The organism is Labrys sp. Lb11, assembly GCF_057554225.1.
The window spans coordinates 270,699-292,937 of sequence record NZ_BAAJOT010000007.1; the positions used below are offsets into that span (position 1 = coordinate 270,699).

A 22,239-nucleotide genomic window follows, 5' to 3' on the forward strand; every position below is an offset into this window, starting at 1 on the left:
TTGACATGGACATACAGGCTTTGGGCGTTTTCGCCAACCCGGGCCGACCGCGCCCTTGGAAAACCGCCGCTGCTTCGCCCGATTCCCGACGTCCCCCCGCCGCCTCTCAGCCCCCGATCGGCCACGCCGCCAGCCCCGGCAGGCGGGCCGCGGCGGCCTCCCCGGCCGCCGGATCGACCGAGAACACGGCGCGGATCCGCAGGCCCTGCGCCGGCACGGCGAAGCTCGCCGCGAGCCGGGTGAAGCCGGCATTGGACGCCTCGCCCGGCGGCGAGGGCACCGCCGCCGCCCGCAGCGCCGCGCCGGCCGGCCCGGCCCAGCGCAGGCCGAGCGTCTCGCCGCCGAGGCTCAGTTCCGCGTCGCGGCCGTCGCAGGTCACGGCCGCACGGGTGTGGATGCGCCAGTCCGCCGCCACCGGCCCAGCCTCGGGCCGGCGCGGCGCCAACTCGTCGACGACCACCGCATGCCGCCCCTCGACCAGGGCGAAGCCGCGCCGGTGGTGCAGCGGCGAGGCCGGATCGTCGATCTCGAGCACCGCCGCGGCGAAGGCCTCGCCGGAGGAGAGGCCGAGGCAGGGCGCCGTCGCCGCCAGTGACTGGTTGGCCGCGCCGGCCAGCACGATGTTGTGCGCCGCCGTGCCGGTACGCAGATAGCCGAAGCGGCGGGCCGGGTCGAAATAGCCGGGCAGCGCATAATCGTCCCGGCCGAGATCCCAGACGAAGCGCCGGCCCCGCGCCTCGAGCACGAAGCTGCCGAGATCGAGATGGGCGTGGTTGGCGTCGTTGCGCCCGCCCCGGATCGCCAGATGCAGCGCCTCGCCGCCCCGGCCCGCCTGCAGCACGGCGATGCCGGCCGTCTCGAACAGCGTCGCGGCCGGCTGCGGCGGGGCGGCGCCGCCAGCCGGCGCGAACCAGACGAGGTCGAAGGGATGCGGCTCGCCCGGCGCCGCGTGCTGCCAGGCCGCCGCGGCCGGGTCGCCGGACTTCAGGGCCAGCCAGCCGAGCGCCGGGCAGCGATCGGGCTCGGGGAGGTTGTCGCCATAGTCGAAGGCGAGGCCGGACGGGCCGGTGACGGCGCGTCCGAAACGCCAGGCCTGCGCCAGGCCGGCCGCGCGGCCGAGCCCGCGCGTGTCGAGGCCGGCCTCCTCCAGCGCCGCCACGGCGAAGGCGGCATAGCGCGTGGCATATTCCCAATAGCCCGGCCCCTCGGCCCAGCCGCCGTCCGGCGCATAGCCGGCTAAGCCTCCGGCCAGGGCGGCCGCGGCGCGCTCCAGCACCGCCTGGCACAGGGCCGGCGCGGCCGCGCGCAGGGCGAGCGCGGCGACGATCAGCCCGCCGCAGCACACGATGGTCCAGTTGTGCCGCGCCCCGACCCAGAAGGCCGGCGCCTCCAGCGCCGCCAGGCCCGGCTCCAGCCCGAGGCGGATGATCGCCGCATCGACCTGCCGGCGCTCGGCTCCCGTCATCCCCGCCTGGAACCAGTCGCGCCCGAGCGCGACGCCGGCCATCATCTCGGCGGTGTCGAGGAAATGCGCCGGGTTCCAGTCGTCGAAGCCGGCGGCGGCCAGGAGCTCGTCGATCCCCCGGCGCCGACAGGCCGGCCGGCCCTCGATCATCCAGGCGACGCCGAGCACGTGCACGCGCTCGGCCAGGGTCCGGCTGGCCGGCAGCATCACCGCCCGGCCGGGCTCGTAGGCCGGCGCCACCAGGGGCTCGCGCCGCAGGGCCTCGGCCCGCGCCAGGACCGCCTCGGCGAAGCGGCGCGCCGCCGGGTCGGAGGCGACCAACCGGCGCAGCCGGTCGACGCCGCCATGCCGCAGGTACATCATGGCCCGGACGCAGCGGCGGGCCGTCCGCCCGGCCGTCCCCCGGCTCGGCGAAGCAGCACCCGCATCGGTCCGGCGTCAAGGACGGTCAAGGCTGGTCCCGGCAAGCAGAACCCGGATTAGCCGGCCTCGCCGCCGGCCTGTCAACCGCCGTCCGGCCGTTGCCGCATCCCGGCAATGCGCATAGTCTCGACATTCGCGTCACACGCATTCCCGGGATCCGGTCGCCGTCGCAGTGCGGGCCGGCGGATGTCGGGGAGGCGAGCCCGGAGGATCCCATGCTTGCGCGACGGCATGCCGGCTGCGTCCATCGGCCCCTGGCGGCCGCGCTGCTCGGCCTCGGCCTCTGCCTCGCCGCGCTGTCCGCCTCGGCCGAGACCGGCAAGCGGCTCGCCTTCGTCGTCGGCAACTCGGCCTATGCCGCGCTGCCGCGCCTCAAGAACGCCCTCGCCGACGCCCAGCTGATCGGCACGTCGCTGACCGCCATCGGTTTCGACGTGCAGATGGCGCAGGACACCTCGAAGAGCGACCTGGAGCGCGCGCTGATCGCCTTCCGCAACAAGATCGGCCCCGGCGACACCGTGGTGATCTATTATGCCGGCCACGGGCTGCAGGCCTCGGACGAGAACTACCTGATCCCGGTCGACGCCAGGCTGACCGACGCCATGGACCTGCCGCTGACCGCGGTGTCGGCCCGGCAGATCCTCGACCTGTTCGAGCGGACCAGCGCCGGGGCGATCATCTTCATCCTCGACGCCTGCCGCGACAACCCTTTCGCCGCCGGCGGCCCGAAGAACCGCTCCATCGCCAACGGGGATTCGATCGCCCGCGGCCTGGCGCGGATCAGCAGCAAGCACACCGGCACGCTGATCGCGTTCTCGACCTCGCCCGGCGACGTCGCCCAGGACGGCGCCGGCCGGAACAGCCCCTATTCGGAGGCGTTGGCGGCGGCGCTGCACGCGCCGGGCCAGTCGATCGAGGCGGTGTTCAAGGCGACGCGGGCCCGCGTCGTCGAGGAGACCAAGGGCCGCCAGGTGCCGTGGGAGAACTCGTCGCTGGTGCAGGACATCGTGCTCCTGCCCAAGCCGGGCGAGCCGGAGGCGGTCAAGCCCAGCCCCTGCGACCTGGCGGCGGCGCACCCCTCCGACCCCGAGCGCGTCGGACCGAGCGTCGACTATGGCAGCCTCGACCCGCAGGTCGCCATTCCCGCCTGCGAGCAGGCGGTCGCCGCCGAGCCCGGCAACATGCGCTACAAGGCGCTGCTGGCCCGCGCCCTCGACAAGGCCGGGCGCGGCGAGGAGGCCAAGGCCCTGAACGAGGTCGGCATGGCGGCCGGCTATCTCGGCGCCTACCACAACATGGGCAACCTCTACCGCAAGGGGCTCGGTGTCCCCAAGGACCTGGCGAAGGCGTTCGAGCTCTACCGCTACGCCGCCGAGCGCGGCCACCCGGAAGACCAGTTCAACGTCGGCTTCATGTACATGCAGGGCAGCGGCGTCGGCCTCGACTACAAGGCGGCGCGCACCTGGCTCGACAAGGCCACGGCCCAGAACTGGGCCACCGCCTTCGACAAGATCGGCCTGCTCTACCTCAACGGCTGGGGCGTCAAGAAGGATCCGGCCAAGGCCTTCGCCCAGTTCCAGAAGGGCGCCAATCTCGGCGACCCCTATTCGATGGTGAACACGGCCAACAGCTACAAGGACGGCGTCGGCGTCAAGCAGGACTTCGGGAAGGCGCACGACCTCTACATGCAGGCGGCGCGGCTCGGGGTCTCCTCGGCCTATGTCAATCTCGGCCTGCTCAGCGCCGCCGGCCAGGGCACGGCGCGCGACCTGGTCGAGGCAGCCTTCTGGTTCACCCTGGCCTCGCGCGAGGGCCAGGACTTCGCCCAGCAGCAATTGCAGGCCGTCAACGCCAGTCTCTCCGACGCCGAGAAGGAGGAGGTGCGCCGGCGCCTGGACGAATGGACGCGCCAGCGCTTCGGCTGAGGCGGACGAAGGCCGCGGCCGATCGCCGTCGACGGCGAGGGGGCACGACGATGTGGCCGCATCCGGGGGCGTGCCCGGCGGGGCGATCCTCTATCCCGCGGCGCGACGGGCCGACGCCCGGCAGCCGATCGACCCCGGTTCGGCGTAGCGTGACGGCCCCGCCACGGCGCGGGGATGCGAGCGAGGAAGACCATGACATCCGCTTCCGGTGCGGCCGGCGCCGCCGAACCGCTCGACGCCCTATTGAGCGCCATCCGCGCCTGCCGGGTCTGCCGCGACCAGCCGCGTTACGGCAAGCCGCTCGACCACGAGCCGCGGCCGATCGTCCAGGTCTCCCGGACAGCCCGGATCTGCATCGCCGGCCAGGCCCCCGGAACCCGGGTGCACGCTAGAGCAAAGCGCGTTTTGGCGGAAACGCGCGTTGCTCTAACTCCTTGTTTCGACGCGTCTTTGCGACTTGACGCGATTCCGTCAAATCGCAAAACGCTTTAGCGGCCGTCCGTTCAGCGATCCGTCCGGAGTCCGCCTCAGGCAATGGCTGGGAATAGAGGAAGACGCATTCTACGATCCAGCCAGGATCGCGATCCTCCCCATGGGCTTCTGCTTCCCGGGGCTGAGCCCGAGCGGCAGCGACCTGCCTCCCCGCCGGGAATGCGCGGAAATCTGGCGGGCGAGGCTGTTCGCGCACCTGCCGAAGCTGGAGCTGCTGCTGGCCGTCGGCGGCCACGCCCAGCGATGGCATTTCGGGCCGGCCGTCGCCCGGCAGGGCGTCGACGAGACCGTCCGGCTCTGGCGCAGGATCTACCGGGCCGATCCGGCGCTGCGCAGGCTGCCGCTGCCGCATCCGTCCTGGCGCAACAGCGGATGGCTCAAGCGCAATCCCTGGTTCGAGGCCGACCTGCTCCCGGTGCTGCGGGCGGACATGCGCGAACTGCTGTCCTGAGCCGGTCGCGTGCGGCGGCGTGGCTTCGCCGCCGAGCCGACCCGGGCGCACTCACCCCCCTCGCCCGCGGGCGAGCGCCGCGATGATCCCGGCAACGGCGTCGGCGCCGTTCGACCAGGCAAGGGTGCGGCAGCGGGCGGCGATGTCGGCGCGCGCTGCCGGGTCGAGCAGCCGTTCGACCAGGCGGCCGGCGCGGGCAAGATCGTGGTCGCGGCGCAGGACGAGGCCGCGTCCGGTCTCCTCCGCCCAGAGGGCCCGATTGAGCTGGACATCCATCTCCGGCGCTTCGTTCGGCACGAACAGGGTCGGGACCGCGCCCAGAATCGCCTCGTGGAAGGCGTTGTAGCCGGCGGCCGAGACGGCGGCGTCGAAGGCGCGGCTATAGCGGAAGCTCGGGAACAGGCGGATGACGCGGTGGCGCGGCCCGAGCGGCGCCCCCTCCCCGCCACCGGCGGCGATCGGCGAGCGGATCTCGACCAGCATCGTCCCCGGCCGCGCCAGGATCGCCGCGGCGAGGGCCTGCCTGACGCCGCTCATGTCGAAATTGCTGCCTCCGCCGAGCTGCAGGGCGACGACCTCGGCCGCCTCCGGCAGGCCCAGCGCCCGGCGGGCCGCGGCCCGCTCGAGCCGCTCCTCCGGCGCGACATGCAGCACCGGCGCCACCCGCACGACCTCGCCCCGCCGCGCCCGCGTCGGCCCGTGGTCGAAATCCTCGGCCAGGTCCGCCGGCTCCACCACGGTGTCGAAGCGGTCGGCGAGGTCGAGGAACGGCCGGTGCTCCTCCCGCCACATCGCCCGCCGCACCCAGACCGAGCCGACCTTGCGATGCCGCGCCAGCGTCTCGACCACGCCGCCGAACACCGCCGTCGCGTCGTAGGCGAACACGGCCGGACGCAGGTGGCGCAGCAAGAGCCCGATCTCGTCGGCCAGGAACGGATTCCAGGCCTCGGCGTCGAGCCCGATGGCGTCGTGATGCGGTACGAAGAACGTCGCCATCCCTTCGGCCCGCGGCACCGAGGCCGCATAGGACATGGTCAGGAACCGCGGCTGCAGCTCCGGCGGCAAGCGGCGCGCCGTTGCCATCTGCCGGCAGAGATGGCCGAGCCCCACCCCGTTCGACGACGCGAACAGGACGCTGCGGCCGTCCGCGGCCGATCGATGCGGCGTCGGGGGCAGCGGCATGCCCGGGCGGACCTCCCTTGTCATCGCCGCATGGTTAGCATCACGCCGACACAAGTAAATCGCCGCGGCGGCGCGCCGGGCCGGCCCTACCCATATGGACGGCCGTCGGGCATAGTCGGCCATGGCCGGATGCGGCCGGTCGGGGACCGCCATGGGCGACGGCTTCAAGGAGCACGACAAGAGCCTGAACGTCGAGCGCAACCTCGCCGGCCGGTTCTGCGAGCGTCCCTTCGAGCTGATCGAGATCCACCGCGAGTTCCAGGCCTTCGCCTGCTGCCCGAGCTGGCTGCCGACCGTGATCGGCAATTGCGAGACGGCCGACCTGATGACGGTGTGGAACTCGCCGCAGGCCCAGGCCGTCCGCGCCGGCATCCTCGACGGCAGCTTCCGCCATTGCGACCACCGGGAATGTCCGCGCATCCAGGCCGGCGACCTGCCGCGCGTCGCCGATCTCTCGCCGCGCCACCGCCGCATCCACGAGCAGGGCATGGTGGTGCTCGACCGCCCGCCCTCGCAATTCGCCCTGTGCTACGACGAATCCTGCAACCTGTCCTGCCCGAGCTGCCGCGCCGAGCGGATCATGGACGTCGCCGGGCCGGGCTTCGAGCGCAAGATCCGCTTCACCGACCGGCTGATCGCCGATGTGCTGCGCCATGCCCGCGACCAGGCCGTCTGGCTCAGGGTCACCGGCTCGGGCGATCCGATCGCCTCGAAAGTGTTCCGCCACCTGCTCACCCGTCTCGACGGGCGTCGGCTGCCGAACCTCAAGGTGGTGCTGCAGACCAATGCGGTGATGCTGACGCCCAAGGTCTGGGAGGAGATGAGCGGCCTGCACGGCAACATCCACGCCATCTCCGTGTCGATCGACGCGGCGAGCGAGGCCGTCTATGCGCGTACCCGCCGGCTCGGCAACTGGCGGCAATTGCTGGACAATCTCGGCTTCATCGCCACGCTGGCCGAGTGCGACCTGATCAAGCGCGTCGACTGCAACTTCGTCGTCCAGACCGAGAACTATCGGGAGATGGGCGATTTCGTCGACCTGTGCCGCAGCTTCGGCGTCGTCGACACCATCTTCTTCAGCCTGGTCAACGACTGGGGCACATGGTCGCCGGCCGACTATGCCCGCCAATGCATCTGGAAGACCGACCATCCCGAATTCGCGGCCTTCCTGGAGGCGCTGCGCGATCCCCGCCTCGATGATCCGGCCGTCGACCTCGGCAACCTGACGGACTATCGCGAGCACGCCTTCGCGGTCGGGTAGAGTTGTCGGACGGGGACGAGGCGGACATTCAGCCGCCGGCCGCCCGGCTTGCCGGGGATCACCGGGCGGAACCGCGGAGCGGCGACATAGCACCACGGCCCGCCGCGTCGTCGCCGCCTGCCGGCGTGAGCCCCTCGCCGGGATCGGGGACGCCCGCCTCAGTAGTTGCGCGAGCCGCCGCCGCGGGCATCGTCGCGGGACAGGGTCGGATCCGGCACGATCCTCTTGACCTTGGCGTGACGCTTGTCGACCCGCGTCTGGTCCGGCCGCTGGAGCTCCGGCCGGCCTGCGCTGGTTTCGCAGCCGGTCAGCAGGGCCGAGGAGGACAGCAGTGCGGCGATGGACGCGATCTTGGCGAAAATGAATTTCGACATGGCAAGAGTCCGGCCCAGTCCTGATCTTCCGCCCCGTCCGTAAGGTAGATCATGGAACCGCACTTTTTTCAACGGCGATAACGCAGCTGCCGCGAGCGGCGCGTCCTGGATTCCCGTACGGAGCGCCGCCGATGTGCAGGACGGACCGCGCCCGGCTGTTCGCGCCGAAGCCCGCGCATAGAGCAAAGCGCGTTTTGGTGGAAACGCTCGTTGCTCTAACTTCTTGTTTCGACGCGTCTTTGCGACTTGACGCGAGTCCGTCAAGTCGCAAAACGCTTTGGGGCCGGCTTCTCCGGCCGGCGGTCCCGTCCCTGTGGAATGCGCCGGAACCGCCCTCACCGCCCCCTGACGCGCAGCAGGCGCATGGCGTTGGCCGTCACCAGCACGGTGGCGCCGGTGTCGGCCAGGATGGCCGGCCACAGGCCGGTGACGCCGATCACCGTGGTCACCAGGAACACCGCCTTCAGGCCGAGCGCGATGGTGATGTTCTGGCGGATGTTGGCCATGGTCCGGCGCGACAGGTCGACCATACCGGCGATGTCGCCGACGCGGCCGTGCAGCACCGCGGCGTCGGCGGTCTCCAGCGCCACGTCGGTGCCCCCGCCCATGGCGATGCCGACATCGGCGGCCGCCAGCGCCGGCGCGTCGTTGATGCCGTCGCCGACCTTGGCGACGATCTTGCCGGCGTCCTGCAGCTCGCGGACGATGCGCTGCTTGTCCTGCGGCATCAGCTCGGCCCGCACCGCGATGCCGAGCGTCCTGCCGATCGCCTCGGCGGTCCGCCGGTTGTCGCCGGTGAGCATGACGATGGCGACGCCGGCCTCCTTCAGCGCCCGGACCCCGGCGACCGCGTCGGGGCGCGGCTCGTCGCGCATGGCGATCAGCCCGGCCGCCGCGCCGCCGGCCAGCAGCACCGACACGGTCTTGCCCTCGTCGTTGAGGCCGTCGACCGCCCGGCCGAGCTCGGCCGGCAGCGCCGCGCGCTCGGCCGCCGCCTTGGGCGAGCCGAGGAACAGTTCGATGCCGTCGAGCGTGCCGGTCACGCCCTTGCCGCCGACCGCAGCGGCATTGTCGGCCGCGCGGATCGCCATGCCGCGCGCCGCCGCCTCGGCCAGGATCGCCTTGGCCAGGGGATGGCTGGAGCCCTGCTCCAGCGCCGCCGCCAGCCGCAGCACCTCGCCGGCGTCGCGGCCGGCCGGGACGATGTCGGTGACCTTGGGCCTGCCCTCGGTCAGCGTGCCGGTCTTGTCCATGGCCGCGGCCGTGATCCGCCCGAGCGTCTCCAGCACGGCGCCGCCCTTCATCAGGAGGCCGCACCGGGCACCCGAGGACAAGGCCGAGGTGATGGCTGCCGGCGTCGAGATCACCAGGGCGCAGGGACAGCCGATCAGCAGCACCGCCAGGCCCTTGTAGATCCAGCCGATCCAGTCGCCGCCGAAGGCGAGCGGCGGCACCACCGCGACGAGCGCGCCCGCCACCAGCACGCCGGGCGTATAGACACGCGAGAAGCGATCGATGAAGCGTTCGGTCGGTGCCTTGGAGTCCTGCGCCTCCTCGACCAGCCGCACCACCCGGGCGATGGTGTTGTCCTCGGCCGCCGCGGTGACGGTGATGCGCAGGGCCGCCTCGCCGTTGACCGTGCCGGCGAAGACCGGATCGCCGGCGCCCTTGCGCACCGGCGTGCTCTCGCCGGTGACGGGCGCCTCGTCGACCGCGCTCTCGCCGGAGAGCACGGTGCCGTCGGCCGGGATGCGGTCGCCGGGACGGACCAGGATGACGGCGCCCACCTGGAGGCTCGCCGCCGGCATCTCGCGCAGCGCGCCCGCCTCCTCGACCAGGGCCGTGCTCGGCACCAGGGCCGTGAGGCCCTTGATGCCGGCGCGGGCCTTGCCGGCGGCGACGCCCTCCAGGAGTTCGCCGACCAGGAACAGGAAGACGACGGCGGCCGCCTCCTCGCCGGCGCCGATGATCACGGCGCCGACCGCGGCGATGGTCATCAGGCTCTCGATGGTGAAGGGCATACCGTTGATCGCCGCCATCCAGGCGCGGCGGGCGATCGGCACCAGGCCGACCAGCATGGCGACGATGAAGGCCCAAGGGGCGATGCCGGGCACGAGATGGCCGACGCCCCAGGCCAGCGCCAGCGCCGCGCCGGCGCCGATGGTCAGGCGGCCCTTGCCGGTGGCCCACCAGCGTCCGTCGGTCGGGCCATGATCGTGGCCGTGCAGCCCGGCGGCCGCCGCGGCCGCCTCGCGCCCGCGGTCGTGCCCGGCATGGTCGCGGTCGCCGTGGCCGTGGTCGCGGCAGCCGGGGCCATGATCGGCATGGTCGTGCCTGTGGCCGTGGTCGTCGCCACGGTCCGGAGCCGGTGGGGCCGCAGGTGCGACAGGCGCCCGGCCCGGCAACGGCAGGACCGTGTAGCCGAGCCCGCGCACCGTCTTCTCGATGACGCCGAGATCGACTTCGTCGTCATGGCTGACCGTCATCGTGCCGGCGGTCACCGAGACCAGCACATCCTCGACGCCGCGCATCCGGCGCACGGCCGTGTCGATCTTGGCCACGCAGGACGCGCAGTCCATGCCTTCGACCCGGTAGCGGACCCTGCCTGCTGCTGTCGCCATGGGACATCTCCTTGGACTCCGGCAGCCGGCCTACATCCTCCAGCGGCTGGAGGAGCAAGCAAAAAATGCGCCTCGATTTCGGTCGGCTCTCAGGCCGTCCGCGGCGGGACGGCATCCGCTGCGCCGAGCCTCGGCACCAGGCGCACATAGACCAGCTCGCTCATCAGCTCGACCAGCGTCTGCGTGACGATGATCGCCGGAAGGAGCGGCAGGGCCCCCGGCACGGCAAGGCCCAGGGGCAGCACCACGAGCGAATTGCGCGTCGCGCCGCTGAACGCCACCGCACGGCCGGCCGGCGCATCCAGCCGGAACAGGCGTCCGACGCCCCATCCGATGCAGGGCGCCAGGATCGCGAAGCCGACATAGATCGGAATGACCGTCAGCGTCCCGCCGATGGCCGGGCCGAGCTGCGGCACGACCGCCGCGACGACGATGAAGAGGACGAGCGCGGTGGCGGGCACCGGCATGAGGCCGAGCGCCGAGGCGAGCTGTGCTCCCGCCGCGCTGCGGGCGGCCCACATCTGCAGGAGAGCCGCCAGCGCGAGGGGGGTTGCGATCAGCCACAGGAAGGCATCGAGGAACGGTCCGGCCTGCACCAGTCCGGCGGCGCCCGCCCCGAGAGCCCAGTCGAGGTAGACCGGAAGCAGCAGCATCTGCACGATCAGCAGGACCGGCGTCGCGGCGAGCAGCAGGCGGGCGTCGGCGCCGCCGAGATGGGAAAAGGTGACGACGTAGTCGACGCAGGGCGCCAGCAGGACGAGCAGGACGCCCAGCCGGATCAGCGGATCCTCGGGGAGGAACCAGGACAGGAGCGCGACGAGCGCCGGCACCGCCGCGAAGTTCGTCACCATCAGGGCGGCGAGGAAGCGGATGCGCCTGAAGGCCTGGCCGAGCTCGGCCAGCGGCACCTGCAGGAAGGTGACGAAGAGCATCAGCGCCAGGGCGGGATTGATGCCGCCTTCCAGCGCGCGCGTTCCGGGCGTCATCGACGCGACCAGCGCCGCCGTCGCCACCGCAACGAGATAGATCGTGACCTGCCGGTTCTCGAGACGCTCGCGGAGTTCGGACAAGCTCGTTCCTTTCGACGTCGGTCGCAGACGAATGCGGGAGCCACACGCGTCCCGCAAGTGCGTTCGGGCGCGCCTTGCGTCCCACGGCATCGGCCCTACATTCTCCAGCGACTGGAGGAGCCAAGCGAACCATGACCGACGGGAACGCAGCCATCGGCGAGGCCGCCCGGTTGAGCGGCGTCAAGGTGCCGACCATCCGCTACTACGAGCAGATCGGCCTGCTGCCGGCGCCGCCGCGCACCGAGGGCAATCGCCGCCTCTACGACGCCGGCGACATCAGGCGGCTGGCTTTCATCCGCCATGCGCGCGAGCTCGGCTTCGATATCGAGGCGATCCGCACCCTGCTGACCCTGCAGGACGATCCCGGCCAGTCCTGCGCGGCGGCGGACGCGGTGGCACGCAGCCGCCTCGTCGAGGTCGAGCAGCGCATCGCCAGCCTGCAGGCCCTCAAGCAGGAGCTCGATCGCATGCTGCACGGCTGCGCCCATGGCCGGGTCGACGAATGCCGCGTCATCGAGATCCTCGCCGACCACGGCAAGTGCCGGCATCATCACTGAACGGAGGAGGCCGGATCCGGCGATCCCAGGCGTCGCCAGCCGATCTTCGCGGTACGGCCCGAGGCGCGGGGCCGGCCGGTCCGGCGGCCGCGGGCCCCATCCCGGCGGCATGCGGCGCGGCGGCCGGGGCCGCGCCGCCTGCCGTCGTCAGTTGCGCAGGCTGTCCGGCACCTTGCCGCCGTTCTCGGCCAGCTTCTGCATCACCTGCTTGTGCAGCCAGACGTTCATTGCCGCCGAATCATTGGTGTCGCCGGTGTAGTGGAGCTCATGGGCCAGCTCCTTGCGCGCCGCCAGGCCGGAGTCGAGGCCGAGCAGCTTCATCAGATCGACGATCGACTGGCGCCAGTTGAGCGTCTGGCCGGCCTTGGCGGCCATGGCCGTCAGCACGGCTTCGACGTCGACGGGAGCGGCAGGCGCCGATGCGGGGGCGGCCGGGGCCGCCGGAGCCTGAGCGGGCGCAGCCGGCGCGGGCGAGGCAGGGACCACGGATGCCTGGGTCGGCGCAGATATGGTCTGGGTCGCCGGCTCGGGCGCGGCCGGAGCCGCGGCGTGGCCGAAGATCTTCTCCTTGATCGACGCAAAGATTCCCATGTGCCTCTCCTTGATCACTGCTCTCGGCCGGTGCCCGGGCGCCCCGGTCGGATGCGCTGCGGCGGCCCGCCGGCGACGCGCTTTCCGGGGAAAGCAGGCCGCTGACGCAGCCTATTGCAGCATGGATGCGCCGGAATGACAAAACCCGGCGGCATTGCAGCACAGCCGAGGACAGATCCCGGAGGTCGACGTAAAGGAGTCCGGTTTCACCCGGTCTTCGCCGGCGACGGCGCCCTCGAGCGTAGCGCCCACGTGCTGCGGCTGACGGAGAGAACGGTCTTCGACGCGATGCCGCGGGAGCATCTGGAGGCGCAGCCGCCGGGACGATAGGATCGGCGCCGACTTTCCCTCCTGCCAAGGCGAGGTTGCCATGGACGTCCTGCGGATCGCGGCCTTCTCGGAAGGCGATGCCGGCGGCAACCCGGCCGGCGTGGTCGTCGCCGGCCAGATGCCCGATCCGGCGGCCATGCAGGCCGTTGCCGCCGAGGTCGGCTTCTCCGAAACCGCCTTCGCCGCGCCGGCGGAAGACGGCTGGCGCGTGCGCTATTTCTCGCCGACCGCCGAAGTGCCGTTCTGCGGCCACGCCACCATCGCGCTCGGCGCCGCCCTCGCCCTGCGGCAGGGCGACGGCGTCTTCGCCCTCAGGCTCAACCAGGCCGACATCACGGTCGAGGGGTGGCGGCGCGGCGAAACCCTGGCGGCGGCCCTGCAATCGCCGCCGACGAGCAACCGGCCGGCACCGCCCGCGGCCGTGGCCGAGGCCCTGGCGCTGTTCGGCTACACCTCCGCCGACCTCGACGCCGCCATCCCGCCGGCGCGGATCCACGGCGGAGCCGACCACCTCGTCCTGGCGCTGGCCTCGCGCCGGGCTCTCGCCGCCATGACCTATGCGTTCGAGCCCATGCGCGCCCTGATGCGGCGCGAGGGCTGGATCACCATCCTCCTCGCCCATGCGCAGACGCCGCGCCTGTTCCACGCCCGCAATCCCTTCGCCTGGGGCGGGGTCTACGAGGATCCGGCCACCGGCGCCGCGACGGCGGCCCTGGCCGGCTACCTCGACGACCTCGGCTGGCCGCATGGCGGCGCGATCGAGGTGATCCAGGGCGAGGACATGGGCGTGCGCTCGCGCCTGCATGCCGAGATCCCGTCGGGGCGCGGCGCCTCGATCCGGGTTTCCGGCACGGCCCGGCTGATGACCGCGTAGGAGACGGGCGCTAGGCCACGCAGATGCCGGGCACCGCGACCGTGCGGAAGAGATGCGGCATGGCCACCGCCGAGCCCGGATAGGCCGAGAGGCTCGCCTGGAACTCGGGGTGGCTGAACGCGGCGCGGAAGGCCTGCGTCGTCTCCCAGACCGCGGTGTTGAGATAGGCGCAGCTGTCGCCGACGGCCCGATGCAGCTGCGTCGCGATGAAGCCCGGCTGGCGCTTCATGAACGCGGCGTCGGCCTGCCAGGCGGCCAGGAAGGCCGGCTCGTCGGCAGCGTCGAGGGTGAACACGTTCGCCAGCGTGACAGGGCCGGCCTCGACGGCGAGCTGACGGGCGATGGGACAGGCCGGATCGAGCGGACGCAGCTGCAGCATGACAACCTCCCTCGTATCGTCCAATATGGCACCATGACGCCAATATGAACTTATGAAACCAAATCACATTGACATCATGATGTCAATTTCGTTTCATGCAGCTCAATGACCGAGATCCAGCGAAGCGCCGCCGGCGATGCCCTGACCGGCCTCATCCTCGACCTGTTCCGGGTCAACAGCCGCATGCTGACCGCCGGCGACCGGCTGGTGGCCGGCCTCGGGCTGACCAGCGCCCGCTGGCAGATCCTCGGCGCCATCGTCGCCGCCGACCGCCCGCAGCCCGTCGCCTGGCTCGCCCGCGACATGGGCGGCAACCGCCAGAACGTGCAGCGCATCGTCAACGACCTCTACGAGGACGGCATCGTCGCCTTCCTGCCCAACCCGCACCATCGCCGGGCTCATCTCGTCGTCCTGACCGAGCGCGGCCGGCAGGCCTACGACGCCGCCCTGCGCCTGCAGGCCCCCTGGGCGGACGCGCTCGCGGAGGGCCTCGCGGCCGGGGACATCGAAGCGGCACGCCGCGTCATGGGCGTGCTGCGCCGCCGGCTGGAGGGCGACGATCCGCCGGAGAGGCAGGAAGCCGCGAGCGGCTGATCCCGCGCCCGCCCCGCCGCAGGACGGAGCAGGCCGCGGCGCGGCGTACATGCCGGGAGTGCGACCGCTCGGGAACGGGACGGATCCGGCGAAGGGAACGCCAGCCCGCCCCGGACGTTTCCCATGGGAGAGCGGCGGCGCGTCAACCGGACGCGGTGGCATAGGGAACGGGTCGGTTTTTCCGGTTTCCCGGCCCGGCCGACGAAATGGCAGCCGAGCCCTTGTCCCACCCGCCCCGCATCTCGCCCGCTTCGGCGCAGGGCGCGCCATGCGGCGGGGCTCGGGACGACACCGTCCCGGGCCCCGTCGCCCCACCGCGCTTCAGACGTCGAGAGGCGCGTTGGCTCCCGTCTTCGTCTCGACCGTCACGAAGACGAGGGGTTCGGTGCCGACATTCTCCAGGTCGTGGATCATCGACTCGCCCGCCCCGAACCTGAAATGCCTGGTGTCGCCGGCCGCATAGGTCGCATCGGCGATGCGGCCGTCGCCGTAATGGCTGCGGGCGCGTCCGGCCGACAGCGCCGTCCAGAAATAGTCCAGCACATGCCGGTGGAAAGGCAGACGGGCGCCGGGCGGGATGTTCAGGTGCCATACCCGCAGCGTGTCGGTTTCCGAGACGAGCGCGTTGCCGACGCGCCCGTTCCGTTGATTGGCCAGGAGTTCGCCGTAGCGCTCGTCCGTCCAGTCGCTGAACGGCGCCGGCCGTCGGGTGTCGGGCTGCGATGTCATTCGGGTGTCTCCTTCAACAGATGCTTGCATTGCCTTCCCTCCCCGGCTCAAACGCCGAGCGGGGCCGTGGGCCGGACAGCGGCGTGGAGCGGCGGAATCAGCCGCCTGGCCTGGAGCTGCCCGAGCTTCTCGATGAACACTTCGTCGGTGGAGCGGAGCTCGTGGCAGCCGTGCAGCCTGAGCTTCGTCAGGTCCGAGACGACGTCGAAGCCCGTGTGGAACACCCAGTCGCCGAAGCCCCACGCGACGGCGTCGCGATAATCCCTCGTGACGAGGCCGTGACGGTCCGCGAGATCGGCCCACATCGCCTCCTTGTCGCGCATGTGGTCGGCGAGCCGGATCGACATCGGCGGGCCGATCTCCAGGCCGAGATGGTCGCCGAGCGCCGGCCACAGGGTCTCCCAGCGGAAGAGATCGCCGTTGGTGACGTTGTAGGCCTGCCCCGCCGCGATGGATGCGACGGCGGCCCAGGCGCTGATACGGGCCAGCAGATCCGCGTCGGTCGCCTGCATCAGCACGCGGTAGCCCGTCGCCGACCCCGGAAAACGGAACGGGACCCTCAATTCGCGGCAAAGCGCCGCGTAGGCGCCGATGACCATGGCGAGATTCAGCGGTTGGCCGGCGATGGCGCCGAGCACGATGTCGGGCCGCAGCAGGGTGTAGGTCCAGTCGTTCGCCGCCGCCCGGGCCGCCAGCAGGTCCTCGAGATCGTAATAGAAGTTCGGTGGCATGTGGCGCGGGTCGCTCTCGCGCATCGGCGTCTTCACCGGCCCGAGATGCAGGCCGTAGACCTTGCCGCCCTGGAACAGGACGACCCGTTCGACAGAGGACTTGCAGGCCTGCAGGCCGTCGAGAAGCCCGCGCAGCATCGACGCGTTGAGGCTCGCTTCACGGGCGAGGTCGCCGTCGGGAACATAGGCCGCGTAGAAGACATGGGTGACATCGGCCAGCAACGCCCGCTGCGCCTCGATCGCCCGCGCGTCCCGGATGTCGGCCGCGACCCAGGGCACGTCGGCCATCGCCGCGGGCGCGGGGCGGCGTCCCATGCCGACCACGCTCCAGTCCGCAGACGTCTCCAGATGGCGCACGATCGCGTGACCGATGACGCCGGCGGCGCCGACGACGAGTGCCTTCCTCTTCGCCATGTGCTGCATTCCTTCCTTGCGCATCGGCTGCCCGTTGCCGGCAGCCTCCCGCCGGCCGCGTCGCATGATCCATGCCATGCACGAAGGTGAAGGACTTCAAAGAGTTGGCGAGCTCGCCGTTGTCTCAAGGGCGCGCGGCTGAAACAAGCTGCTGTCTCAGCTGCGACACCGGGATGCCCCGATGGAACGGCCGTGGCGCCCATGATAGTGTCTGCGCCGCTGCCGTCGCCATTCGACGTCGCCGCCCCCGATCGGTCGCAAGCAGCCGGGACGGGCGATGACCGGGGAGGAGTCATGAACGCGAGGAGCCATGCGGACGCGATCCTGTCCGCTGTCGCTCGTGGCCCAGCAAAGACCGCACAAGGTCAAGGCCGCCAGTCGAGCATCGTGGCGTCGTGGGAGCGATGCGTGGAGAAGTACGGACTGGAGCCGTACAAGGTCGCGTTTCCCACCATCGTCACGAGGAGCGAGCTCAACACCTACCGCCAGTCGATCGAAGAGCTGATCGCCCTTGCCATGCCCGAGGTCGAGCGGCTGTTCACGCGCTTCGTCGAGCACGACTACATCGTGTCGATGACGGACGACAACGGCGTGACGGTGCTGTTCCGCTCGCAGGATCCGTTTGCCGGCAAGTGCGCGACATCGGGCCTGCAACTCGGGGCCATATGGTCGGAGGAGCTCCAGGGCACCAACGGCATCGGCACCTGCATCAAGGAATCCAGGCCGATCTCCATCGTCATGGACAATCATTTCGATCCGCGCCTGGTCGAGCTGAGCTGCACGGTCGCGCCGATCTTCGGCAACGGCGGCAAGCTGGCGGCGGCGCTGAACGTCAGCACCTACCGTCCCAGCGATCACACGACGCAGTCGATCGTGCGCGAGGTCGTCCGTCGCTCGGCGCGACGCATCGAGAACCGATACTTCGCCCGCCGCCATGCCGGGCGCGAATTGCTGCGCCTCTCCCAGTACGAGGATTTTTCCGACAGCGGCGACGAGATGCGGATGGCCGTGGACCCATCCGGCCGGATCATCGATGCGACGCCGGACGTGATCCGCTTCATGTCCAGGCGCAACGCTCCCCTCATCGGCCGGTCCCTGGACGAAGTCGGGGCCTCGACGCGGGACATCCTGTCGGCGACCGGCGAGAGCGGCGTCGCCATCGACATCAACGGCAGCCGCCTGTTCGTCCAGCGCGTCCTCGCTTCGGGCGGGCGTTCGGTCGCCGTCACCCCGGCTCCGCGCACGGTGTCGAAGCCGCGCCCCCAGTTGGCGGACATCAAGCTGCTGGTCGGCGACGATCCGTCGATCAATGCGCAGGTGGCGCGGGCGCAGAAGCTCGTCAACCGGCGCCTGCCGATCCTGCTGCAGGGAGAGACCGGCGCCGGCAAGACCGCGCTCGCAAAGGCGCTGCATGCGGCGAGCGACCATGCCGGCGGGCCGTTCGTCTCGATCAACTGCGCCGCGATCCCGCCCGAGCTGATCGAAAGCGAGCTGTTCGGCTATCGGCCCGGCGCCTTCACCGGGGCCTCGAAGCAGGGCTCGAAAGGCCGGATCGCCGAGGCTGACGGCGGCACCCTGTTCCTGGACGAGATCGGCGACATGCCGATCGCCCTGCAGACGCGCCTGCTCCAGGTCCTGTCCGACGGCGAGTTCGTCGCCGTGGGGGCGACCGAGCACACGAAGGTGCGGTTCGCGCTGATTTCGGCCAGCCTGCACGACGTCCCTGCCCTCGTGACCCAGGGCCGCTTCCGCCAGGACCTCTATTTCCGCCTCAACGGCGCCAGCCTGACCATGCCGCCGCTGCGCGAGCGGGCGGACCGCCGCCTCGTGATCGAACGCGTCTTCAAGGAGGAAGGCGCCGAGGCCGGCCTCGCCGACATGACCCTCGACCCCGCCGCCCGCAAGCTGCTGTTTTCCTACCACTGGCCGGGCAACATGCGCGAGCTGCGGCATGTGGCGCGCTTCGCCACCACCCTGGCCGAGGGCGCGACCATCGCACCGGGCGACCTGCCGGCCCCGTTCTCGGCCGCCGGTGCGATTGGGCCCGCCGGCAACGCCGACGGCAAGCGCCTCGCCGTCGAGCTCGCGTTGCAGCAGAGCGGCTGGAACGTCAAGCTCGCCGCGCAAAGGCTCGGGATCTCGCGCGCGACCCTGCACCGGCGCATTGCCGCGCTCGGGCTCGCCCGGATCAACACTGCCTGCCAGTAGCGGGGGCGACGGCCGGCCGCGCTTCGCCCGTGTCGCAGCTGCGACACGGGCCTGGCGCGGCGGGGCTGCGTTGCGACACGACGGGGACCGTCAATCATTTGAAATAAAACTGTTTTTTAGATTGGCACGCGTTCTGCTCTCCCGATGCCAAGGCCGGCGGTTGGTCCGGCAGCAAGGGAGAGACACCAGATGTCAAGCAACGGCAAATCCGCGAACGGCGCGGCTGGCGGCAGGGTCGAGGGGAAGGTCGCCGTGGTCACCGGAGGCGCCCTGGGCATGGGCCGGGCCTTCTCGCAGCGCCTGGCTTCCGAAGGTGCCGTCGTCGTCGTCACCGACATCAATGCCGAGGAGGGCGGCAAGGTCGTCGCGGAGATCGAGGCTGCCGGCGGAGCGGCGGAGTTCGTCGCGCTCGACGTCGCCTCCGAGGAGGGGTGGGCCGCTCTCGCCGCCCATGTCTCCGGCAAGTTCGGCAAGGCCGACATCCTCGTCAACAATGCCGGCATCTACCTGTCGGGGACGACCGAGAGCACCGACAGTGCGGCCTGGGACAAGACCTTCGCCATCAACGCCAAGGGCGTGTTTCTCGGCTCGCGCGCCATCATCCCGCTGATGCGCAAGGCCGGCGGCGGCTCGATCATCAACATCAGCTCCAACTGGGGCATCGTCGGCTTCCCCGACGCCGCAGCCTATGTCGCCTCGAAGGGCGCGGTGCGCCTGCTGACCAAGGCCACCGCGTCCGAGGTCGCCAAGGACGGCATCAGGGTCAACTCGGTCCACCCGAGCCTCACCATCACCCATCTGTCGAAGGACATCGTCACCGACCCCGTCGCCACCAAGGCCCTGCTCGGCCCGTCGCTGCTCGGCCGGCCCGCCAAGGCCGACGAGATCGCCAACGGCGTGCTGTTCCTGGCTTCGGACGAGTCCGCCTACATGACCGGCAGCGAGCTGGTCATGGACGGCGGCTACCTCGCGACCTGAGCCGCGTCTGGTTCCACCCGAGATCCGGAGGCAGGCAGATGGCCGAGGTCCTGGTCGAGGCGACCGGTGTCGCCAAATCCTTCGACGGCGTGCCGGCGCTCGTCGAAGGCAGGCTGACGCTGGCCGCAGGCGAAATCCACGCGCTCTGCGGCGGCAACGGCGCCGGCAAGTCGACGTTCCTCAACATCCTGATGGGATTGCTCCAGCGCGATGCCGGAACGATCCGCGTGCACGGCCGGGAGGCGCATTTCAGGTCGCCGGCCGAGGCGCTGGCCGAGCGCATCGCCATCATCACGCAGGAGCTTTCGCCCGTCCGCGACATGAGCGTGGCCGAGAACATCTTTCTCGGCCGCGAGCCGCGCCGCATCGCCGGGCTCGTCGACCACGGGGCCATGGTGCGCCAGGCGCGCCGGCTCCTGGCCGAGCTCCAGTTCGACGTGGACGCGACCCGCCGGATGTCGCAGCTGTCGCTGGCCCAGACCCAGCTCGTCGAGATCGCCCGCGCCATCAGCCAGGACGCGCGCATCCTGATCATGGACGAGCCGACGTCGGCGATCGGCGAGCAGGAGACGCAAACCCTGTTCAACGCGATCCGGCGACTGACGGCGAACGGCGTCGGCATCATCTATGTCAGCCATCGGCTGGAGGAGCTCTTCGAGATCGCCGACCGCTATACCGTCTTCCGGGACGGGCGCTTCGTCGAGACCGGGAGCATGGCCGACATCGATCGCGCCCATCTCGTCCATCAGATCGTCGGCCACGAGTTGCTCGAGCAGCGCCGGCAGGACGCCGCGGTCGACATGGCCGCCCCGATCCTCCTGGAGGTCGAGGGCCTGTCGCACGGCGAGCAGTTCAGGGACATCTCGATCGCGCTGCGCCAGGGCGAAATCCTCGGCCTCTACGGCCTGATGGGATCGGGGCGCAGCGAGTTCCTGAACGCGGTCTACGGCATCGGTCCGCGCAATGCCGGCACCGTCCGGCTCCGCGGCGAGATCCTGCCGCCCCGACAGCCGGGGACCGCGATCCGGCAGGGCCTCGCCATGGTCACCGAGGACCGCAAAGACACCGGCCTGGTGCTCGGCGCGCCGATCCGCCACAACATCTCCCTGCCGATCCTCGGCCGCCTCGCCAGCCTCGGGGTCGTCAGGCAGCGCCTGGAGAAGGCGCTCAGCGCACGATTGATGCGGCATCTCTCGGTCCGCGCCGCCAGCGACCGCCTGGCCGTCGGCTCGCTGAGCGGCGGCAACCAGCAGAAGGTGGTCGTCGCCCGCTGCCTCGCCTCGGAGCCGCGCGTCCTGATCTGCGACGAGCCGACGCGAGGCATCGACGAGGGCGCCAAGCAGGAGATCTACCAGCTGCTGCGGGACTTCGCCGCCCGGGGCGGCGCGGTGCTCGTCTGCTCCTCCGAGGCGCCCGAGCTGCTGCAGCTGTGCAGCCGCATCGCGATCTTCAAGAAGGGCCGGCTCAAGGGGTTCGTCCGCGCCGCGGACGCCGACCAGAAGACATTGCTGCATGAAGCATCCCTGAACGACATCGTCCAGGCACGGGAGGAGAATGTCGATGAACAGCCCAAGCATCCGCACGGCGGACAGCCCGGCCTTGCCCCAAGCTACTGCTAATCTGCGTGGCATCCTGCAGACTCAAGGCATTCTTCTTGCCTTCATCCTGCTCTGCGTGGTGTTGAGCCTGTCCAGCGAGGTCTTCCTCACCTGGAACAACTGGACGAACATCATCCGGCAGACCGCCATCAACGGCATCCTGGCGATCGGAGTGACCTTCGTCATCCTCGGCGGGGGCATCGATCTCTCGGTCGGCTCGGTTATGGCGCTGTGCGGCGCCGTCGCCGCCAGCCTGTCGACGACGGCGAGCGAGTCCTTCATCGGCCTGGCGCTTCTCGCCGGGCTGGTCACCGGCCTCGCAGCCGGCCTGGTCAACGGCATCCTCGTCGCCCGCCTGCGCATCCCGGCCTTCGTGGCGACTCTGGGCATGCTGAGCGTCGCACGCGGCCTGACCTTCATCTACACGGACGGACGCCCCATCTCCAACCTGTCCAAGCCGTTCCTCTGGTTCGGGAACGGCACGATCCTCGGTGTTCCCGTCCCGATCGTCGCTCTGCTCCTCGTCTTCGCGCTCTGCTGGTTCACCCTGCGCCACACCGTCTTCGGCCGGCACGTCTACGCCGTGGGCGGCAGCGAGCGCGCCGCCATCACCAACGGGGTCCGGACCAGGCACGTCACGGCACTGACCTACGCCATCTCCGGCGCGCTGGCCGCGCTGGCGGGCGTGATCCTGACCGCCCGCTCCACGGCCGCCCTGCCCCAGGCCGGCGTCGCCTACGAACTCGATGCCATCGCCGCCGTCGTCATCGGCGGCACCAGCCTCAGCGGCGGCCGGGGCACGCTGATCGGCACCGTCTTCGGAGCCCTGATCATCGGCACCATCAACAACGGCCTCGATCTTCTAGGTATATCTTCCTATTACCAGCAGATCGTCAAGGGCACGATCATCGTCGGCGCCGTGCTGCTCGACGTCAGCCGCCGTCCCTGACGGCCCCCGCCGCCTCATCGCCAAGAAACCTGGGAGGACCCAC

The 22,239-nt window shown here is 71.0% G+C and carries 18 protein-coding genes and 1 pseudogene; 10 read left to right on the forward strand and 9 right to left on the reverse strand.

Annotated elements, in window-relative coordinates; genetic code table 11:
- Positions 1-106: 106 nt before the first annotated feature.
- On the reverse strand, positions 107-1,828 hold the full coding sequence (locus tag AC27L4_RS26255) for a heparinase II/III domain-containing protein (RefSeq protein ID WP_487145494.1): 1,722 nt from the start codon (positions 1,826-1,828) through the stop codon (positions 107-109).
- A gap of 275 nt (positions 1,829-2,103) precedes the next feature.
- Between AC27L4_RS26255 and AC27L4_RS26260 the strand changes: the two genes are divergently transcribed.
- The gene (locus tag AC27L4_RS26260) at positions 2,104-3,813 is read left to right on the forward strand and encodes a caspase family protein (protein WP_487145495.1); all 1,710 of its coding nucleotides are present in this window, start codon (positions 2,104-2,106) and stop codon (positions 3,811-3,813) included.
- A 192-nt stretch (positions 3,814-4,005) separates the two neighbouring features.
- A pseudogene (locus tag AC27L4_RS26265) lies at positions 4,006-4,756 on the forward strand (uracil-DNA glycosylase family protein).
- A gap of 51 nt (positions 4,757-4,807) precedes the next feature.
- Here the strand turns inward: AC27L4_RS26265 and AC27L4_RS26270 are convergent.
- On the reverse strand, positions 4,808-5,938 hold the full coding sequence (locus tag AC27L4_RS26270; protein WP_487145496.1) for a hypothetical protein: 1,131 nt from the start codon (positions 5,936-5,938) through the stop codon (positions 4,808-4,810).
- A 151-nt stretch (positions 5,939-6,089) separates the two neighbouring features.
- Here AC27L4_RS26270 and AC27L4_RS26275 point away from each other — a divergent pair, with 151 nt between their 5' ends.
- Positions 6,090-7,199 (forward strand): radical SAM/SPASM domain-containing protein, encoded by a 1,110-nt coding sequence (locus tag AC27L4_RS26275; RefSeq protein WP_487145498.1) that lies wholly within the window; start codon positions 6,090-6,092, stop codon positions 7,197-7,199.
- A 158-nt stretch (positions 7,200-7,357) separates the two neighbouring features.
- On the opposite strand, the gene AC27L4_RS26280 is transcribed toward AC27L4_RS26275, so the two are convergent.
- The 3 genes from AC27L4_RS26280 to AC27L4_RS26290 all read right to left on the reverse strand — a co-directional run bounded on the left by AC27L4_RS26280 (position 7,358) and on the right by AC27L4_RS26290 (position 11,264).
- Positions 7,358-7,573: a hypothetical protein gene (locus AC27L4_RS26280; protein ID WP_487145499.1), complete on the reverse strand. Its 216-nt coding sequence runs from the start codon at positions 7,571-7,573 to the stop codon at positions 7,358-7,360.
- Between the two features lie 335 nt (positions 7,574-7,908).
- Entirely contained in the window at positions 7,909-10,194 is a 2,286-nt protein-coding gene (locus tag AC27L4_RS26285; RefSeq protein ID WP_487145500.1) for a heavy metal translocating P-type ATPase, read from the reverse strand.
- 89 nt (positions 10,195-10,283) lie between these two features.
- Positions 10,284-11,264 (reverse strand): arsenic resistance protein, encoded by a 981-nt coding sequence (locus AC27L4_RS26290; protein ID WP_487145502.1) that lies wholly within the window; start codon positions 11,262-11,264, stop codon positions 10,284-10,286.
- 131 nt (positions 11,265-11,395) lie between these two features.
- Here AC27L4_RS26290 and AC27L4_RS26295 point away from each other — a divergent pair, with 131 nt between their 5' ends.
- Entirely contained in the window at positions 11,396-11,821 is a 426-nt protein-coding gene (locus tag AC27L4_RS26295; protein WP_487145504.1) for a MerR family transcriptional regulator, read from the forward strand.
- 147 nt (positions 11,822-11,968) lie between these two features.
- On the opposite strand, the gene AC27L4_RS26300 is transcribed toward AC27L4_RS26295, so the two are convergent.
- Entirely contained in the window at positions 11,969-12,412 is a 444-nt protein-coding gene (locus AC27L4_RS26300; protein ID WP_487145505.1) for a DUF3597 domain-containing protein, read from the reverse strand.
- Between the two features lie 370 nt (positions 12,413-12,782).
- On the opposite strand from AC27L4_RS26300, the gene AC27L4_RS26305 reads away from it, so the two are divergent.
- Positions 12,783-13,616 carry a PhzF family phenazine biosynthesis protein gene (locus AC27L4_RS26305; protein WP_487145506.1) on the forward strand — a complete coding sequence of 278 codons (834 nt, stop codon included), beginning with the start codon at positions 12,783-12,785 and terminating at the stop codon, positions 13,614-13,616.
- A gap of 10 nt (positions 13,617-13,626) precedes the next feature.
- Here AC27L4_RS26305 and AC27L4_RS26310 read toward each other — a convergent pair whose 3' ends face one another.
- Positions 13,627-13,995 (reverse strand): antibiotic biosynthesis monooxygenase family protein, encoded by a 369-nt coding sequence (locus AC27L4_RS26310; RefSeq protein ID WP_487145508.1) that lies wholly within the window; start codon positions 13,993-13,995, stop codon positions 13,627-13,629.
- 105 nt (positions 13,996-14,100) lie between these two features.
- On the opposite strand from AC27L4_RS26310, the gene AC27L4_RS26315 reads away from it, so the two are divergent.
- A complete protein-coding gene (locus AC27L4_RS26315; RefSeq protein WP_487145510.1) occupies positions 14,101-14,589 on the forward strand; it encodes a MarR family winged helix-turn-helix transcriptional regulator in 489 nt (162 codons plus the stop codon).
- A 321-nt stretch (positions 14,590-14,910) separates the two neighbouring features.
- Here AC27L4_RS26315 and AC27L4_RS26320 read toward each other — a convergent pair whose 3' ends face one another.
- Positions 14,911-15,318, reverse strand: coding sequence for a cupin domain-containing protein (locus AC27L4_RS26320; protein ID WP_487145513.1), 408 nt, complete (start codon positions 15,316-15,318; stop codon positions 14,911-14,913).
- Between the two features lie 47 nt (positions 15,319-15,365).
- On the reverse strand, positions 15,366-16,463 hold the full coding sequence (locus AC27L4_RS26325; protein WP_487145514.1) for an SDR family oxidoreductase: 1,098 nt from the start codon (positions 16,461-16,463) through the stop codon (positions 15,366-15,368).
- 408 nt (positions 16,464-16,871) lie between these two features.
- Between AC27L4_RS26325 and AC27L4_RS26330 the strand changes: the two genes are divergently transcribed.
- The 4 genes from AC27L4_RS26330 to AC27L4_RS26345 all read left to right on the forward strand — a co-directional run bounded on the left by AC27L4_RS26330 (position 16,872) and on the right by AC27L4_RS26345 (position 22,196).
- Positions 16,872-18,671, forward strand: coding sequence for a sigma-54-dependent Fis family transcriptional regulator (locus AC27L4_RS26330; protein ID WP_487145516.1), 1,800 nt, complete (start codon positions 16,872-16,874; stop codon positions 18,669-18,671).
- 189 nt (positions 18,672-18,860) lie between these two features.
- A complete protein-coding gene (locus AC27L4_RS26335) occupies positions 18,861-19,649 on the forward strand; it encodes a glucose 1-dehydrogenase (RefSeq protein WP_487145517.1) in 789 nt (262 codons plus the stop codon).
- 38 nt (positions 19,650-19,687) lie between these two features.
- Positions 19,688-21,268, forward strand: a complete 1,581-nt coding sequence (locus AC27L4_RS26340) for a sugar ABC transporter ATP-binding protein (RefSeq protein ID WP_487145518.1) — start codon at positions 19,688-19,690, stop codon at positions 21,266-21,268.
- Positions 21,204-22,196 carry an ABC transporter permease gene (locus tag AC27L4_RS26345; protein WP_487145520.1) on the forward strand — a complete coding sequence of 331 codons (993 nt, stop codon included), beginning with the start codon at positions 21,204-21,206 and terminating at the stop codon, positions 22,194-22,196. The genes AC27L4_RS26340 and AC27L4_RS26345 overlap by 65 nt, the downstream gene beginning before the upstream one ends.
- Positions 22,197-22,239 lie beyond the last annotated feature (43 nt).

Excerpts from the sequence above, each read along its gene's own strand:
- AC27L4_RS26295 (WP_487145504.1), top strand. The coding sequence starts at position 11,396 with ATGACCGACGGGAACGCAGCCATCGGCGAGGCCGCCCGGTTGAGCGGC.
- AC27L4_RS26345 (WP_487145520.1), top strand. The coding sequence starts at position 21,204 with ATGTCGATGAACAGCCCAAGCATCCGCACGGCGGACAGCCCGGCCTTG.
- AC27L4_RS26340 (WP_487145518.1), top strand. The coding sequence starts at position 19,688 with ATGGCCGAGGTCCTGGTCGAGGCGACCGGTGTCGCCAAATCCTTCGAC.
- AC27L4_RS26310 (WP_487145508.1), bottom strand. The coding sequence starts at position 13,995 with ATGCTGCAGCTGCGTCCGCTCGATCCGGCCTGTCCCATCGCCCGTCAG.
- AC27L4_RS26255 (WP_487145494.1), bottom strand. The coding sequence starts at position 1,828 with ATGATGTACCTGCGGCATGGCGGCGTCGACCGGCTGCGCCGGTTGGTC.
- AC27L4_RS26305 (WP_487145506.1), top strand. The coding sequence starts at position 12,783 with ATGGACGTCCTGCGGATCGCGGCCTTCTCGGAAGGCGATGCCGGCGGC.
- AC27L4_RS26320 (WP_487145513.1), bottom strand. The coding sequence starts at position 15,318 with ATGACATCGCAGCCCGACACCCGACGGCCGGCGCCGTTCAGCGACTGG.
- AC27L4_RS26275 (WP_487145498.1), top strand. The coding sequence starts at position 6,090 with ATGGGCGACGGCTTCAAGGAGCACGACAAGAGCCTGAACGTCGAGCGC.
- AC27L4_RS26335 (WP_487145517.1), top strand. The coding sequence starts at position 18,861 with ATGTCAAGCAACGGCAAATCCGCGAACGGCGCGGCTGGCGGCAGGGTC.
- AC27L4_RS26270 (WP_487145496.1), bottom strand. The coding sequence starts at position 5,938 with ATGCCGCTGCCCCCGACGCCGCATCGATCGGCCGCGGACGGCCGCAGC.
- AC27L4_RS26285 (WP_487145500.1), bottom strand. The coding sequence starts at position 10,194 with ATGGCGACAGCAGCAGGCAGGGTCCGCTACCGGGTCGAAGGCATGGAC.
- AC27L4_RS26300 (WP_487145505.1), bottom strand. The coding sequence starts at position 12,412 with ATGGGAATCTTTGCGTCGATCAAGGAGAAGATCTTCGGCCACGCCGCG.
- AC27L4_RS26325 (WP_487145514.1), bottom strand. The coding sequence starts at position 16,463 with ATGGCGAAGAGGAAGGCACTCGTCGTCGGCGCCGCCGGCGTCATCGGT.
- AC27L4_RS26260 (WP_487145495.1), top strand. The coding sequence starts at position 2,104 with ATGCTTGCGCGACGGCATGCCGGCTGCGTCCATCGGCCCCTGGCGGCC.
- AC27L4_RS26315 (WP_487145510.1), top strand. The coding sequence starts at position 14,101 with ATGACCGAGATCCAGCGAAGCGCCGCCGGCGATGCCCTGACCGGCCTC.
- AC27L4_RS26280 (WP_487145499.1), bottom strand. The coding sequence starts at position 7,573 with ATGTCGAAATTCATTTTCGCCAAGATCGCGTCCATCGCCGCACTGCTG.